The 14,685-nt window shown below is 64.5% G+C and carries 14 protein-coding genes and 2 pseudogenes; 8 read left to right on the forward strand and 8 right to left on the reverse strand.

What is annotated here, in order from left to right; translation table 11 throughout:
- Positions 1-7 precede the first annotated feature (7 nt).
- From ACYG97_RS26100 to ACYG97_RS26110, 3 genes are read left to right on the forward strand one after another with little or no spacing between them, the layout of a single operon-like run.
- Positions 8-760 (forward strand): glycosyltransferase family 2 protein, encoded by a 753-nt coding sequence (locus tag ACYG97_RS26100; RefSeq protein ID WP_023690262.1) that lies wholly within the window; start codon positions 8-10, stop codon positions 758-760.
- Complete coding sequence (locus ACYG97_RS26105) at positions 745-1,437, forward strand: glycosyltransferase family 2 protein (protein ID WP_245260725.1); 693 nt, start codon at positions 745-747, stop codon at positions 1,435-1,437. Before ACYG97_RS26100 ends, ACYG97_RS26105 begins: the two co-directional genes overlap by 16 nt.
- Positions 1,437-2,906 (forward strand): nucleotidyltransferase family protein, encoded by a 1,470-nt coding sequence (locus ACYG97_RS26110; RefSeq protein WP_023690264.1) that lies wholly within the window; start codon positions 1,437-1,439, stop codon positions 2,904-2,906. The genes ACYG97_RS26105 and ACYG97_RS26110 overlap by 1 nt, the downstream gene beginning before the upstream one ends.
- A 45-nt stretch (positions 2,907-2,951) precedes the next feature.
- Here the strand turns inward: ACYG97_RS26110 and ACYG97_RS26115 are convergent.
- The 6 genes and pseudogenes from ACYG97_RS26115 to ACYG97_RS26140 all read right to left on the reverse strand — a co-directional run bounded on the left by ACYG97_RS26115 (position 2,952) and on the right by ACYG97_RS26140 (position 7,472).
- Positions 2,952-3,690, reverse strand: a pseudogene (locus ACYG97_RS26115) (FAD-binding oxidoreductase).
- Entirely contained in the window at positions 3,687-4,298 is a 612-nt protein-coding gene (locus tag ACYG97_RS26120; RefSeq protein ID WP_023690266.1) for a molybdopterin-dependent oxidoreductase, read from the reverse strand. Before ACYG97_RS26120 ends, ACYG97_RS26115 begins: the two are co-directional and overlap by 4 nt.
- A 130-nt stretch (positions 4,299-4,428) precedes the next feature.
- Positions 4,429-4,647 (reverse strand): annotated as a pseudogene (locus tag ACYG97_RS26125) (PDZ domain-containing protein); the annotation flags it as partial.
- Between the two features lie 27 nt (positions 4,648-4,674).
- On the reverse strand, positions 4,675-5,439 hold the full coding sequence (locus ACYG97_RS26130) for an MBL fold metallo-hydrolase (protein ID WP_050587501.1): 765 nt from the start codon (positions 5,437-5,439) through the stop codon (positions 4,675-4,677).
- Complete coding sequence (locus ACYG97_RS26135) at positions 5,439-6,605, reverse strand: diphosphate--fructose-6-phosphate 1-phosphotransferase (RefSeq protein WP_023732598.1); 1,167 nt, start codon at positions 6,603-6,605, stop codon at positions 5,439-5,441. Before ACYG97_RS26135 ends, ACYG97_RS26130 begins: the two co-directional genes overlap by 1 nt.
- 99 nt (positions 6,606-6,704) lie before the next feature.
- Complete coding sequence (locus ACYG97_RS26140) at positions 6,705-7,472, reverse strand: L,D-transpeptidase (protein WP_023732597.1); 768 nt, start codon at positions 7,470-7,472, stop codon at positions 6,705-6,707.
- Between the two features lie 229 nt (positions 7,473-7,701).
- Between ACYG97_RS26140 and ACYG97_RS26145 the strand changes: the two genes are divergently transcribed.
- The 3 genes from ACYG97_RS26145 (at position 7,702) to xylB (ending at position 11,211) form a co-directional block, all read left to right on the forward strand.
- Entirely contained in the window at positions 7,702-8,325 is a 624-nt protein-coding gene (locus ACYG97_RS26145) for a LysE family translocator (RefSeq protein ID WP_023732596.1), read from the forward strand.
- A gap of 24 nt (positions 8,326-8,349) precedes the next feature.
- Positions 8,350-9,675: a tetratricopeptide repeat protein gene (locus tag ACYG97_RS26150; protein WP_023732595.1), complete on the forward strand. Its 1,326-nt coding sequence runs from the start codon at positions 8,350-8,352 to the stop codon at positions 9,673-9,675.
- An 81-nt stretch (positions 9,676-9,756) separates the two neighbouring features.
- Positions 9,757-11,211: a xylulokinase gene (gene xylB, locus ACYG97_RS26155; RefSeq protein ID WP_023732594.1), complete on the forward strand. Its 1,455-nt coding sequence runs from the start codon at positions 9,757-9,759 to the stop codon at positions 11,209-11,211.
- 191 nt (positions 11,212-11,402) lie between these two features.
- On the opposite strand, the gene ACYG97_RS26160 is transcribed toward xylB, so the two are convergent.
- Positions 11,403-11,765, reverse strand: coding sequence for a nuclear transport factor 2 family protein (locus tag ACYG97_RS26160; protein WP_023732593.1), 363 nt, complete (start codon positions 11,763-11,765; stop codon positions 11,403-11,405).
- Positions 11,766-11,878: 113 nt separating this feature from the next.
- On the opposite strand from ACYG97_RS26160, the gene xylA reads away from it, so the two are divergent.
- Together xylA and ACYG97_RS26170 are read left to right on the forward strand one after the other, a co-directional pair.
- Positions 11,879-13,204, forward strand: a complete 1,326-nt coding sequence (xylA, locus tag ACYG97_RS26165) for a xylose isomerase (protein ID WP_023732592.1) — start codon at positions 11,879-11,881, stop codon at positions 13,202-13,204.
- Between the two features lie 205 nt (positions 13,205-13,409).
- Positions 13,410-13,613, forward strand: coding sequence for a hypothetical protein (locus ACYG97_RS26170; protein WP_023668865.1), 204 nt, complete (start codon positions 13,410-13,412; stop codon positions 13,611-13,613).
- 61 nt (positions 13,614-13,674) lie between these two features.
- Here the strand turns inward: ACYG97_RS26170 and ACYG97_RS26175 are convergent, their stop codons facing one another.
- Complete coding sequence (locus tag ACYG97_RS26175; RefSeq protein ID WP_023732591.1) at positions 13,675-14,655, reverse strand: GlxA family transcriptional regulator; 981 nt, start codon at positions 14,653-14,655, stop codon at positions 13,675-13,677.
- Positions 14,656-14,685 lie beyond the last annotated feature (30 nt).

Raw genomic sequence — 14,685 nt, forward strand, 5'->3', positions numbered from 1 at the left:
TGCGTGCGTGAAGCTGAGCGTGATCATGCCGGTCTACAACCGCGAACGCCATGTCGGCTCGGCGCTGCGCTCGCTGCTGAGGCAGCGCGATGCCGCCGATCTCGACATCATCGTTATCGATGACGGTTCGACCGACAGTTCGGTGGCGGTCGTGCGCTCGCTGATCGCGGAGGCGCCGTGCATTCGCCTTTTCCAGCAGCAGAATGCCGGGGTGACGCGGGCACGCAACGCGGGCTTGCGGCAATTGCTGCCGCAGACCGGGCTGGTATCGTTTCTCGATTCCGACGACATTTCCCCGCCGGGCCGCTTCAAGCCGGATCTGGCCTGTTTCGACGCAGACCCCACCCTCGAGCTCACCTATTCGCGCATGACGCTGGTCGACGACATAGATGACGATACGCTGGAGCCGACAGCCGACAGCCACTCGGTGACGGTTCGCGGCATTCACCTGTCGCCCGCTATCTTCGTCCGGCGGTTGGTCGAACGCATCGGCAGCTTCGACGAGGATTTCCACCAGGCCGAGGACACCGACTATCTGCTGCGCACTTTCGAAAGCGGGCCGAAATTCACGATGCCCGACACTGTTGCGCTCTATTACCGGCGCCATCCCGGCAACATGACCAGGCAGGCCGATGTTCCTTTTCGCGAATTCATGCGCGCCGTCTACAAGTCGATGAAACGGCGCGAGGCCGACCGCTCCTTGCACCCTGTCGACGGCATCTTCGATTTCAAGGAACTTGCGAATTGGCGTTTCCTGTGATGGCCAGCTACGGCGTCGTCATTCCGGCCTTCAACGCGACCGCCACCATCGCCGAGACGCTGCGATCGGTCGCGGCCCAGACGGTCCAGCCCGACGCCATAATCGTCGTCGATGACGGCTCGACCGACGATACGGTCGCGGTGGTCAATGCGCTGGGCATGCCGGTGCAGGTGTTGCGCCAGGACAATGCCGGACCAGGCAGCGCCACCACCAGGGGCATCGCCGCGCTGGCGACGCCCTTCGTCGCCACGCTCGATGCGGACGATCTGTGGCTGCCGACCAAGATCGAAAGGCAGCTGGAGCATTTCGAGCGGTTTCCCGCGACGGCAGGAGTCTTTGCCCACTGGCGGACGTTTCGCGATGACAAGCCCGATGTGCAACAGGACGTGGCGGTGGCGGGCTGGTCGCGCACGACGATGATGATCCGCCGGGAGGTAGCCGAGGCCGTCGGTCCGATCATCGACCCGCAAGGCGGTCGCGGCGACATGGTCGACTGGATCGCCCGTGCCCGCGAGGCGGGCTTTGCGCTTGCCATGCTCGACGATGTCCTGACCTTGCGCCGCATCCGGCCCGACAGCATGTCCTATGGACGCGACCCCGTGCGCGACCGCGGTTATGTCGAAGTCGTAAGGCTGGCCATGCAAAGGCGAGCAGCGAAAAAGGCGAGCGCCGACTGATGGCCAATGCCATGCGCCGTATCGGCCGTCGGTTTCCGGACTATGGTTGGTCATGGCCAACTGGCGGACTCGACCAGCTGCTGAAGGCCGCATTGCTGCCCGATGAAGAAGCGGCAGGGCGTTACGCGGCGCGCTGGCTCGACGAGAACGATATCGACCATGTTGCCTTCCGAGAGCATCGGCTGCTGGCCGCGATCTCCGACAGGTTCGGCCGCAAGCTCGCTGGGCATCCGGCCTATCCACGTCTTGTCGGCCTGCAAAAGATGCTGTGGACCAAATCGCGGCTGGCTGCGCGCGAGGCCGAGCCGGCGCTACAGGCCATGATCGACGCCGGCTGCGCGGTGATGCTAATCAAAGGCGCCAGCCGGATCGCCGTTAACGCGTCGGCGCAGCGCGGCCGGGTGGCGCATGACATCGACATACTGATGCGCCCGCAGGCCATGATTGCCGCCTTCGATGTGCTTAGCGAACGCGACTGGCAGATCGCCACCGGCGTCAGTCCGCAATATCTGCGCACCAGGCTGGCGTCCTTGCGTTCGATGAATTTTTTCAAGGGCAGTTTCGGCGACATCGACCTGCACCAGCTCGCTTATGACGGGTCGCAGCAAAGCGCGGAAGATGATCTGGCGATCTGGCAGCGGGCGCTGTCAGCCGATTTCAATGGCGTCCGCGTGCTTGTTCCCTCTCCGGCCGACCGCATGGCGCTCGCCATCGCACATGGCGGCCTCGATGCCCACACCCACAGCGACTGGCTGGTCGACTGCGCCGTCGCCATCGAGGGCGACGAGGTCGACTGGGACGTGTTCGCCGATATCGTCGCCAGGCGCCACCTGGCCGTAGCCGCGGCGGTGGCGCTGTCCTACCTCAGCCTGGAAATCGGCATTGCAGTGCCGCCGGCTGAACTGGCACGGACGGTTGCGAACGCCGATCACGCCGGCCTGTCGCGCTGGTCCTCGGTGCTGCAGGCCAAGCCGCGCACCGATTTCGGCGGTCTCGTCTGGCTGTCGCGCGGCTTTGCCAAGCAGTTGCGCCTGAAACGCAAGAAGGGCCGACTGCAGCATCCGACGCCTGCTGCCGTCTGGCGCGGCAGGCCGACATTGCGCAAGGCAAGAGCGACGCCGGAACCGTCCGCGCTTTCTCAGGCCCTGCCGCGTCCGGACAGGACTGGAGAGATGATGCTGGACGTCACCGTCAGGATCGTCGTTCCGCCAGTCCGCCGCCGCATCGAGATGGAAATCAATGCCGGCAGCGGTCACGTCGCCCGCTTGCGTTCCATGGTGATCAGCCGCGCCGGCGGCGGACGTGTGCTGCGCTTTCGCGGCAAGGTAACGGTGGACGACACCGGCCGGCCTCTGGTGATCGAGGCACGGCCATCGCGCCAGTTCCGCAACTGGGACAATGAGGCCGAAGTCGCCGCCTATGGCGCGCTGCCGTTCCAATTGCTGTCGGCAAGGTTTTCACCCGCCTGAGAGCGGGTCGCTGTCTCCATGAAACGGTGAACCACTGTGGCCCTCTCAGACGCCATAGCGCTCGGTGCGGATGATTTCCGCTGGTATGCCGGCGTCGATCAGCGCCCGGGCAGCCGCCGAGACGAAGGTGTTCGACCCGCAGACGAAGGCGAGCGCCGGCGGCCGCGGCAGCCGCGTGAGCGCCTGCATGACCATTGCCGTGTCGATGCGCCTCGAATAGTCGGACGGGCGCCGTGCCGCCTCGCGTGTCAGCGTCAGCACCAGCTCGAACCCGTCGCGGCCGTCGCCGAGGCCGATCAGCTCGTCGCGGAAGATCACCTCGTCCGAGACCCGCACCGAAAACATCAGCGCCACCGGCACCGCCGATTTGCGCAAGGTTCTATGCCGCACCATCGCCATCAGCGGCACCACGCCGGAGCCGCCGCCGACCAGAAGCAGCGGCCCGCCATCCCCATCGGACCAGACGAAATGGCCCGAGCGGCCCGCGCAGTTCGATCTCGTCACCGACAGCGGCGATGTCGTGGAAGAAGGGCGAGACTTCACCATCGTCGAGCTTCTCGATCACCAGCTCGATCGTGGCGCCGCTCTCCGGCGCCGAGGCGATGGAATAGGAGCGGCGCGCCTGGTAGCCGTCAGGCGCAGTCAGCCTGACATCGACATGCTGTCCGGCGCGATAGGCGAATGGCCGTGACAGCGCGAAGAAGAAACTAGCAACGCGTGGCGTCCGCTTTTCGATCCGGGTGATTTTCGCCGTCTGCCAGGGAGATTGCGGCGCTTCGCTCATGGATCGCCGCTATAGCGCTGCTCGCGCCACGGGTCGCCATAAATGTGATAGCCGCGCAATTCCCAGAAGCCCGGCTCGTCGCGCTCGGTGAACTGCAGCCCGTTCAGCCATTTGGCCGATTTCCAGAAGTAGAGATGCGGCACCAGGAGCCGCGCCGGGCCGCCATGGTCGGCCGTGATCGGCTTGCCTTCATAAAGCAGCGCCACCATCGCCTTCCCCTCGGTGAGATCCTTGGCCGGCACGTTGGCGGTATAGCCGTCATAGCCATGCGCCAGCAGGAAGCCGGTCGGCGCTTCGATGCCGGCATCGGCAAGGATATCGTCGACCAGCACGCCTTGCCAGGCGGTATCGAACTTGGTCCAGGCGGTAACGCAATGGATGTCGCGCGTCATCTTGGTCAAGGGCAGCGCGTTGAACTCGGCCCAGTTCCACTTCTTGATCGGGCGTGGCCCGTGCTTGAGCGTGAACGACCAGTCCTCGGTGCGCACGCGCGGCGTCGGCCCCGCCGACAGCACCGGAAAGCCCTGTTCGAGATACTGACCGGGCGGAATGCGCGCATCGGTCTCCGTCGGAGGCTTTCGACCGGAGGAAAAACCGCGAGTGACCATTTGACTGTCCGTTTTTAGCAGGCCATTGCCGGCCTGCCGTAATGTTCTCGAAGATGTCGCGGCGGGCAATAGGAATTTCGGCGGCCGTGCGGCAGGCCTGTCGGTGGTCCGGCGAGCCTGCCATGATGTCTCAACCGGCGGCGAAGGATACGGCGACGAAGATTTGCGCGTCGCCGCGATCGATCAAAAGCAGCACCGACTTCCGGCCCGATCTGCCGGCCTCGGCGATCGCCTGGTTGGCTTGCCGCGCATTCCGCACCGGCGACTGGTCGACGGCGACGATGACGCCGCCCGGCTGCAGGCCCGCATTGGCGGCTGCCTTGTCCGGATTGACGCGCTCGACCACGGCGCCACGCTGGTTCCGATCACAATGTCGTCAGCGGCCTTCGGTGCGCCTGAGATAGGTTGTGGCGATCTCGCGCATCCGGTTGCCGTCGAAGCTCGGCCCATGGCCGCCATGGCCGAGACGGACAGGCAGATCGAGGAGCCGCTGCATGGTACGGCGATAATCAGGCCGGGAGGAATCCGGCAGGTCGTCGATCAGCATGGAATCGTAGATGGCGTCGCCGGCAAAGAACAACCCGTCCGTCTCTTCGAACAAAGCGATCGAATCCGGCGAATGTCCGGGCAGATGCAGGACGCGGAACTGCCGGTCGCCGAGGTCGACGACGTCGCCCTCGTCCAGCGTGCGCGTCAGCGGCGCCGGCGGGATCTTGTAGTCGGCCGCCGTCCAGCCCGGCGTCGGCAATTTCGAAACGGCGCCGTCGAGATTACAAAACATGTAGGCGTAGGTCACTGCCTCGTTCATGGTCTCGAAATGCTCGGCACTGTGCCGCGGCCCGGCGCGCAGCGGAAACTCGTGCAGCGAGCCGACATGGTCGAGATGGATGTGGGTGGCGACAACGATGAGCGGCTTGCCCTCGGGCGTGTCGATCTCAGGCGCCAGCGGGCAGATGCCCATGCCGGTGTCGACCAGCAGGTCGGCGTCGCGTCCCCTGAAATGCCAGATGTTGGCGCGCACGAAATCATGCACGAACGGCTCGGTCAGCATCGTCGTGCGGTCGTCGATGATCGTCTTGCCGAACCAGTCGCCGACAACGCGCTCGCCACCAAAACGGGTGCCGCCAAAACGGCCGCCCATCAGACGAAGGGCTTTCCCACCTTGTATTTTTCCGGCACCAGCCGCTTCAGGTAAGCCATGCCCGCTTCCGACAGCTGGTTGACATCGGGCTTCATGAAATCGTCGGGCATATGGCGCGTCTTGCCGGCGACGTTCTTCAGCGGCACCTTCTTCAGCACGGTTTTCGTGCCGTCATATTGCAGCGCCACCGAGCCACCGCCTTCGCCGGCAACGGCAACCGCGAAGGCGCCGGCGTCGAAAGCCTCCCGCGCGTCGACGGCGCTGATCGCGCCGACATAGCCGCGCGGCATGTAGCCAAGCGCATCGACGCGGGCGCGCTTGCCCGGCAGGCCTTCGGCGAGCGCACGTTCCAGAGCTGACGGCAGGTCGCTGCCCGACAGTTTGACGTTGCCATGCGCGTCGCGCTCGAGCTTGTCCGGCGGCACCAGGCTTTCGACCAGCGCCTTGCCGTCGGCGGTGCTGACTCCTTCGGAGACGGCGACGATGCAACGCTTGTGGCGGTCGAGCGTGGCGCGCACGTCGTCGATGAAACCGGCGGCGGAGAACGGCCGTTCCGGCACGTAGACCAGATGCGGGCCGCTGTCGGGATCGAGCTGCCAGGCTGCAGCCGCCGCGGTGAGGAAGCCGGCATGCCGGCCCATGACGATGCCGACATAGATGCCGGGCAATGCGCGGAAATCGAGATCGACGGACAGGAAGGCGCCGGCGACGAATTCGGCCGCCGAGATGAAGCCCGGCGTGTGGTCGTTTTCCTCGAGGTCGTTGTCGATGGTTTTTGGCGCATGGACGAAAGCGATGCTGCCGCCGGCTGCGTCGGTCAGGATCTGCTGCGTGCCCGACGTGTCGTTGCCGCCGATATAGATGAAGGCGTCCGCGCCGGCCTTCTTCAGGCCCTTGAGGATGACCTCGCAATAGGCGGCATCCGGTTTGTCGCGCGTCGAGCCTAGCGCGGCACTCGGCGTGCCGGCGATCAGCCGCAGCCGGTCCTCTGGGATGGCGGAGAGGTCGACATAGTTGCCGTCACGAATGCCGCGCACGCCGTGGAGCGAGCCCAGCACCTTGGCGCCGGGATGGCGCTTGCGGACTTCCAGCGTGGCCCCGACAACCGTCTGGTTGATGACGGCGGTCGGGCCGCCACCCTGTGCGATGACAAACGTTCCAGCCATGCTCGATTTCTCCCGGCGCTGTGGTTTTCAAGGCACCTTGGCCTAGCTTGCCGCATCGCGCAACGGGAGTTTCCAGCGGCGCCAAACCGCCGCACAGGATCAGACGACGACGACCGGGTTCTTCTTGGAAACGCGGCTGTAGAGGTCGATGATATCCTGGTTGATCAGGCGCACGCAGCCCGACGACATCGCCTGGCCGATGCTCGCCCATTCCGGCGAACCGTGTATGCGGTAGCCGGTGTCCTTGCCGTCCTGGTAGATGTAAAGAGCGCGTGCGCCGAGCGGGTTGGTGAGGCCACCGGGCTGGCCGTTTTGCCATTTCACCAGTTCCGGCTTGCGCTGGATCATCTCCGGCGGCGGCGTCCAGTTCGGCCATTCCTTGCCGTACTGGATGTTGGCGCGGCCGGACCAGCGGAAGCCGTCCTTGCCGATGCCGACGCCGTAGCGGATGGCGTCGCCGCCCTCCTGCACCAGATAGAGCTTTCGCTCCTGCAGATGGACGACAATCGTGCCGGGCGCCTCGCCGGTCTCGTTGACGACGATCTGGCGGCGGAACTCCGGCTTGACCTTCTGATAGGGCACCGCCGGCACTTCGAAGCCGCCATCGTTGAGCGAAGCGTACATGACATCGGGGCCGGTGACGTTCTTGTCGACGCTGATCGCCGGACGGATCGGCCGCACCGAGCCGGTGACCGTGTCATCCAGCTGGAATTGCGGCAGCTCGAGCGTCGAAGTGCTGCAGCCGGCCATGCCGAGCAGCGTCATGGCGCCGGCCCCTGACAGGACGAAGCGGCGGGAATAGAGATGTTCGGTCTCGTTTGCGTCGCCATTTGCTGGCGGCGTCACATTCTGCGGCAACTCACGCATGCACCCAAACCCTACGCTGTCGGCGGGAAACACGGTCCGGCCGGATAGCAGGCAGTTTCGCCAAACATGGTTGAAAAAGGGTGAAGGCCCAACAACCGGCATTAAACTTGTGCCGCCAATAGCCGCAGCGGTCGGGCGAAATGGTCCGCCGTGCATTTTTGGGAGAGGGCTCTTTACATTCCTCCGCACACGAGGATTTATCCTTTTCTTTGCGCTCAAGGAGACAAAGATGTCGTTCGAAAACTGGGCCGCCTTCGCCGCCGCCTCCACCGTCCTGCTCATCATTCCGGGCCCGACCATTCTTCTGGTCGTGTCCTATGCGCTGGGCCAGGGCTGGCGCACTGCCTTGCCGATGGCCGTCGGCGTGGCGCTGGGGGACTTCACCGCCATGACCCTGTCGATGCTGGGCATCGGCGCGCTGCTGGCCGCGTCGGCGACCGTGTTCACCATTCTGAAGCTGATCGGCGCCTGCTATCTGATCTATCTCGGGGTAAAACTGTTTCGCGCCGGCGGCGCGCTCAAAGCCGAACCACGCACAGATGCCGTCTCGGCCGCCAAGATGATGGCGCACGCCTGGCTGGTCACCGCACTCAACCCGAAGAGCATCACCTTCTTTGTCGCCTTCCTGCCGCAGTTCCTCAATCGGGAAGCCGATTTCTGGACACAGATGCTGATCTTCGAAACGACCTTCCTGGCGCTCGCCTTCGCCAATGCCTTCGGCTACGCGCTGATTGCGGCGCGCGCCCGCAACGTCGTACGCAACCCCAAGGCGATCCGCATCTTCAACCGCACCGGCGGCACGCTGCTGGTCGGCGCCGGGATCGCCACGGTGGCGATGCGCTCGGGCCATTAGGAACTGCGGAGCATCAGGGCCGATATGGCAGTAAGAGATCCATTCGGCCTAATGTTTTCGGGCGCGACCGAGGCCGGGTTTTCACCCTACAACCAGGCCGTTCATGAATTGCAATGCTTCGTCGGCGACCCGGTCGGCTCCGTTGACCGCGCCATATCGGCAGATCCCGGTTTCGTTATGGCGCATGTCTTCAAGGGGTATTTGTTCGGCCTCGCCACCGAACGCGAGGCAATGGCGGTCACCCAGGCATGCCATGCTGCGGCACTGCCGCTTGCCGCGACGCCGCGCGAACAGGCGCATGTGGCGGCCCTTGGCCACCTTGCCGAGGGACGCTGGCATGACGCCGCGCGCCTGCTCGAAGATATCGCCATCGACAACCCGCTCGACGCGGTGGCGTTGCAGGTCGGCCACCAGATCGACTTCTTCACCGGCAATGCCCGCATGCTGCGCGACCGTATCAGCCGCGCGCTGCCGTCCTGGCAGAGCGGCATGCCAGGTTACCACGCCATTCTCGGTATGCAGGCCTTCGGTCTCGAGGAGATGGGCGACTATATCAGAGCCGAAAGTTTCGGCCGACAGGCGATCGAGATCGAGCCGCGAGACGGCTGGGCGCAGCATGCGGTCGCCCATGTCATGGAGATGCAGAGCCGGCAACGCGACGGCATCGCCTGGATGCGCGCCAACCCCGAGGCGTGGACCAAAGAAAGCTTCCTGCAGGTGCATAATTGGTGGCATCTGGCGCTGTTCCACTACGATCTCGGCGAGATCGACGAGGTGCTCAAGCTCTATGACGGGCCGATCTATGGCGAGCGTTCGACGCTGGCGCTGAACATGGTCGACGCCTCTGCGATCCTGTGGCGGCTTTATCTCGGCGGTGTCGATGTCGGCGACCGCTGGGCAGCGCTCGCTGCCAACTGGGCGCCCAAGGCTGGAGCCGGCAATTACGCCTTCAACGATGCGCATGCGATGATGGCATTCGTCGGCGCCGGTCTCGAAGCGCCGGTCAAGATCTTGCTCGAAGCCCAGCATGAGGCGATGCGCGCCAGCGACGACAACGCCGCCTTCACCCGGGATGTCGGCCAGCCACTGACGGAAGGCATCAAGGCATTCGGCGAGGGCAATTACAGCGAAGCGGTGCGCCTGATTCGACCGATCCGCGCCATTGCCCATCGCTTTGGCGGCAGCCACGCCCAGCGCGATGTGATTGATCTCTCGTTGATCGAGGCGGCGTTGCGCGCCGGCGACACAGCGCTTGCCCGGGCGTTGACGGCCGAGCGCGCACTGGCCCGGCCGGACAGTCCGCTGTCGGCGCTGTTTTCGCAACGCGCCGCCAATTTGTCAGAGAATTGACCCGCGGCGGATCTTGTTTTAAAAACTGGCAAGCCAGATTTTTTCGAGACCCGAAAAAATTAATGGCAATGGGAGGAATGCATGTATCTCGGCCTCGATCTCGGCACGTCGGGCGTCAAGGCGCTGTTGATCGATGCCGGGCAGAAGATCATCGGCTCCGGCCATGCTTCGCTTGACGTATCGCGGCCGCATCCCGGCTGGTCCGAACAAAACCCCACGGACTGGATCCGCGCCTGCGAGACGGCCATTGCCGAGCTGAAAGCCTCGCACCCGAAAGAGCTTGCCGCGGTCAAGGGCATCGGCCTTTCCGGCCATATGCATGGCGCCACCTTGCTCGATTCCGGCGACCAGGTGCTGCGCCCCTGCATTCTGTGGAATGATACGCGCAGCCACGCTGAGGCCGCGGCGCTCGATGCCGACCCGCGCTTTCGCCAACTCACCGGGAATATCGTCTTCCCCGGCTTCACGGCGCCGAAACTCGCCTGGGTGAAGAACAATGAGCCCTCCGTCTTCGCCAAAGTGGCGAAGGTGCTTTTGCCGAAGGATTTCCTGCGGCTGTGGCTGACCGGCGAGCATATCTCAGAAATGTCCGACTCGGCCGGCACCTCCTGGCTCGATGTCGGCAAACGGCGCTGGTCCCCCGAGTTGCTTGCGGCGACATCGCTCGACGAAAGGCAGATGCCGTCGCTGGTCGAAGGCACGGAGAAGGCCGGAGCCTTGCGCGCCGAACTGGCCGCCAGCTGGGGCATAGCATCGGGCACCCCGGTTGCCGGCGGCGCCGGCGACAATGCTGCTTCGGCCTGCGGCATGGGCACGGTCGGCGCCGGCCACGCTTTTGTGTCGCTGGGCACATCTGGCGTGCTGTTTGCCGCCAACGCGTCCTATCTGCCCAATCCGGCCAGCGCGGTGCACACCTTCTGCCATGCCCTGCCCAACACCTGGCACCAGATGGGGGTCATCCTGTCTGCGACCGATTCGCTGAACTGGCTGTCGGAGATTTCAGGCAAGAAGGCCGGCGAATTGACCGCCGAACTTGGCGATGTGCTGAAAGCGCCGAGCGGGGTGTCGTTCCTGCCCTATCTCTCGGGCGAGCGCACGCCGCATAATGATTCCGCCGTTCGTGGGTCCTTCACCGGACTGGCGCATGAGTCGAGCCGCGCGGTGCTGACGCAAGCCGTGCTCGAGGGCGTTGCCTTCGCATTCCGGGACAGTCTCGAAGCCCTGAAGACCGCCGGCACGGATTTGACCCGGGTAACCGCGATCGGCGGCGGCTCGCGCTCGCGCTACTGGCTGAAGGCGATCGCTACGGCGCTGCAGGTGCCCGTGGACATTCCGGCCGACGGCGATTTCGGTGCTGCCTTTGGCGCGGCGAGGCTTGGTCTGATCGCTGCAATCGGAGCCGATCCGCTGGCGGTGTGTACGGCGCCGAGGACGGATGCGACGATCGAACCGGATGTCCCGCTTGGCGGGGCGTATGCCGATGCCTATCAGCGCTACCGGGCGCTGTATCCGGCGATCAAGGGCGCCATGGCGTGAGTGAGCGCGAGGCACCCCCCTCTGCCCTGCCGGGCATCTCCCCCGCAAGGGGGGAGATCGGCAGCGTCGGCGGGTATGCCAGTCTTGTAAGGTGGGTGATTAGCGAAGGCGTGGATGCCAGCCAATCTCCCCCCTTGCGGGGGAGATGCCCGGCAGGGCAGAGGGGGGTGTCTCGCGCCACCCTTAATCGATCACTGCGCCGGCACCTTGTCCAGAAACCCGGTGACGCTCTTCAGGCGCCCATTTTCGATAACACCGATATCGGTGCCTTCGATAACCGACGGCACGCCTTCCGGCCCAAGATTCCACGAGAAGCGGATGCGGTCGCCAAACCCGTCCGGCGTACCCTTCAGCGAGAACCGGAAGCCGGCGAAGCGCTGCTGTACGCCGTCGATCAGCCCAGCAATGCCGGCGTGGCCGTCGCCCTGCATGAGCGGATCGCGGTAGCTGACGTCTTCGGTGAAGGTGGCCTTGAGCAGTTCGGCACGGCGATCCGCATCGGCCTCGTTCCAGGCGGTGATGTAGTTCTCGGCGATCGTGTTGAGGTCGGTCATGGTCTGTCTCCTTCGTTGAGTGGCTTTGACACGAGCCTTTTCACCCCAAGCGAGAGCGAAACCAATTACGCCTGAGGTAATCAGGGCGAACTATTCGAGAGAGGACAGAAATCATGAGCAGCGGATTTTTCGGCGACATCAAAGCGATCAAGTATGAGGGGCCGGATTCGACCAATCCGCTGGCCTACCGCTTCTACAATCCCGACGAGGTGGTGGCCGGCAAACGGCTGGAAGACCATCTGCGCTTCGCCGTCGCCTACTGGCATTCTTTCGCCTGGCCGGGCGGCGATCCCTTTGGCGGCCAGACCTTCGACCGGCCCTGGTTTCCCAAGGCTGGCGGCATCGACACGATGGAGCTGGCCAAGCTGAAAGCTGACGTCGCCTTCGAGATGTTCTCGCTGCTCGGCGCCCCCTATTTCTGCTTCCACGACGCCGACGTGCGGCCCGAGGGAAAGGATTTCTCCGAAAGTGCCGCGCGGCTCGACGAGATCGCCGACTATTTTGCCGCCAAGATGAAGAAGACCGGCGTCAAGCTGCTCTGGGGCACGGCCAACCTGTTCTCCAACCGCCGCTTCATGTCGGGCGCCGCCACCAATCCCGATCCGGATGTCTTCGCCTATGCGGCGGCGACGGTGAAAAGCTGCATCGACGTCACCAAGCGGCTGAAGGGCGAGAATTATGTACTGTGGGGCGGGCGCGAGGGCTATGAAACGCTGCTCAACACCGATCTTGCCCGCGAGCAGGAGCAGGCCGGGCGCTTCCTCAATCTCGTCGTCGATTACAAGCACAAGATTGGCTTCAAAGGCACGATCCTGATCGAGCCGAAGCCGCAGGAACCGACCAAGCATCAGTACGACTACGACGTCGCCACGGTCTACGGTTTCCTCAAGCGCTTCGGGCTGGAGAAGGAAGTGAAGCTCAACATCGAGCAGGGCCACGCGATTCTTGCCGGCCATTCCTTCGAGCACGAGCTGGCGCTGGCCAATGCGCTCGGCGTCTTCGGCTCGATCGACATGAACCGCAACGACTACCAGTCGGGCTGGGACACCGACCAGTTCCCCAACAATGTGCCCGAGATGGCGCTGGCCTATTACCAGGTGTTGCAGGCCGGCGGCTTCAAGACCGGCGGCACCAATTTCGACGCCAAGCTGCGCCGCCAGTCGCTCGACCCGCAGGACCTGCTGATCGGCCATATCGGCGGCATGGATTCCTGCGCACGAGGCCTCAAGGCAGCCGCCAAGATGGTCGAGGACAAGGCGCTGTCGGGTCCGCTGGCCGAGCGCTATGCCGGTTGGAACACGGCCGAGGGCAAGGCGATGCTGTCGGGCAAGCGCTCGCTGGAAGACATCGCCGAGCGCGTGGTGAAGAAGAAGATCGAGCCGCAGCCACGCTCCGGCCGCCAGGAGTTGCTGGAAAACATCGTCAACCGCTACGTCTGAGGGCGGAAAGCCGATTCGTTGTGCTCAAGGGTGGCTGGATAACATTCCGGTCGCCCCGGAATGGGGTTTGCGCAAGACCCTATCCGACGACAAGGGTTTGCCCTTTGGCGCCCCTCAATGACCTCGCTCTTGCCTTCAAACTGCCGTCACGTATCTCGTATAAGGATGCGGTTGTGGCGGGTGAAAAGGAAGGAGGCGAACCGATATGCAGCATGAACGCGAAATCGACGCCCTGCTCTCATCCGGCGAGACCGGATCGATCATCGACCGGCTGATGGCGCTGCCGCGGCCGACCGACAGCGTGAAAAACGAATGGGATCGTGCTGTCAGCAGCCGATTTGAAGTCCGTCTGGCGAGGCAGATGCGCTCGCAGATGGACGCCGGCAGCGATCGACAGAACGCAGCCTGATCTCCCTTTGTCTGTGCATGTCGTAATCCCAAAACCGCGACACACTTTTGGGCGACATGCATCAACCTCGGCGCAGCCTGACCGGGGCTTCGCCGAACGCTCTTGAAAACGCTCTGGAAAATGCCGCGGCGGACGAGAACCCCGTCCGCCCGGCAATATCCGCCATGGCGATCCGCGTGTCGACCACCAGCCGCCGCGCCGCGCCCAGCCGCAGCCTGAGATAATATGCGCCCGGCGTCTCGCCGATCGACTTGCGAAAAATGCTCTCCAATGTCCGCGCCGTCACCCCGGCGCGTTTTGCCACCGCGTCGATGGTCAGCGGCTGGTCGACATGCGATTCCATCAGCCGGATAGCCTGCGCCAGACGCGGGTCGTAGCCGTCGAGCCGGCCGAGCGAGACCAGCGGCTGCGCGTCGGTCGCGGCGCGCGCCTGGTCGTAGATGAAGACGCTGGCGACATCGAGCGCGACGGCCATGCCGAGCCGGGTGCGGGTCAGATGCAGCATCAGGTCGAAGGTCGGCGACGCCCCGCCCGAGGTGAACACCGGTCCGTCGATGACGTAGCGGTCCGGACGCACGTCGACGCCGGGAAAGGCGGAGGAAAAATCCTCCATGTCTTCCCAATGGGTGGTGGCGCTGCGGCCTTCGAGGAGGCCGGCGCGCGCCACCAGCCATGTGCCGGCCTCGACGCCGCCGCAGGCGCGAGCCGCGCGGGCCGCTCGCCGTAATCCGGAAAGCAGAGCCGATGTCGCGTAATTCTGGGTGCCGAAGCCGGCGACGACGACAAGCACGTCGGTCGGCTCGGCCGCATCGAAGCGGCCCCTGACCGCCACCGGCAGGCCGCATGTGGTGACCGGCGCCTCGCCGGTGACCGAGACCAGTTTGAAATCGAACAGCGTCTCGCCTGAGATGCGGTTGGCGGCGCGCAGCGGGTCGACGGTCGACGCCACGCACATGATGGACGAGCCTGAAAACACCAGCAGCGTCACCTTGAGCGGCGATCGCTCAGCGCGAAAGATGGTCGGTTTTTCGCTTTTGATCACGAGAGCTTCGTAAATTGCAAAACAGTTTCC

It is taken from the genome of Mesorhizobium sp. W067 (assembly GCF_054719525.1).

Excerpts from the sequence above, each read along its gene's own strand:
- ACYG97_RS26110 (WP_023690264.1), top strand. The coding sequence starts at position 1,437 with ATGGCCAATGCCATGCGCCGTATCGGCCGTCGGTTTCCGGACTATGGT.
- ACYG97_RS26120 (WP_023690266.1), bottom strand. The coding sequence starts at position 4,298 with ATGGTCACTCGCGGTTTTTCCTCCGGTCGAAAGCCTCCGACGGAGACC.
- ACYG97_RS26130 (WP_050587501.1), bottom strand. The coding sequence starts at position 5,439 with ATGGGCGGCCGTTTTGGCGGCACCCGTTTTGGTGGCGAGCGCGTTGTC.
- ACYG97_RS26135 (WP_023732598.1), bottom strand. The coding sequence starts at position 6,605 with ATGGCTGGAACGTTTGTCATCGCACAGGGTGGCGGCCCGACCGCCGTC.
- ACYG97_RS26140 (WP_023732597.1), bottom strand. The coding sequence starts at position 7,472 with ATGCGTGAGTTGCCGCAGAATGTGACGCCGCCAGCAAATGGCGACGCA.
- ACYG97_RS26145 (WP_023732596.1), top strand. The coding sequence starts at position 7,702 with ATGTCGTTCGAAAACTGGGCCGCCTTCGCCGCCGCCTCCACCGTCCTG.
- ACYG97_RS26150 (WP_023732595.1), top strand. The coding sequence starts at position 8,350 with ATGGCAGTAAGAGATCCATTCGGCCTAATGTTTTCGGGCGCGACCGAG.
- xylB (WP_023732594.1), top strand. The coding sequence starts at position 9,757 with ATGTATCTCGGCCTCGATCTCGGCACGTCGGGCGTCAAGGCGCTGTTG.
- ACYG97_RS26160 (WP_023732593.1), bottom strand. The coding sequence starts at position 11,765 with ATGACCGACCTCAACACGATCGCCGAGAACTACATCACCGCCTGGAAC.
- xylA (WP_023732592.1), top strand. The coding sequence starts at position 11,879 with ATGAGCAGCGGATTTTTCGGCGACATCAAAGCGATCAAGTATGAGGGG.
- ACYG97_RS26170 (WP_023668865.1), top strand. The coding sequence starts at position 13,410 with ATGCAGCATGAACGCGAAATCGACGCCCTGCTCTCATCCGGCGAGACC.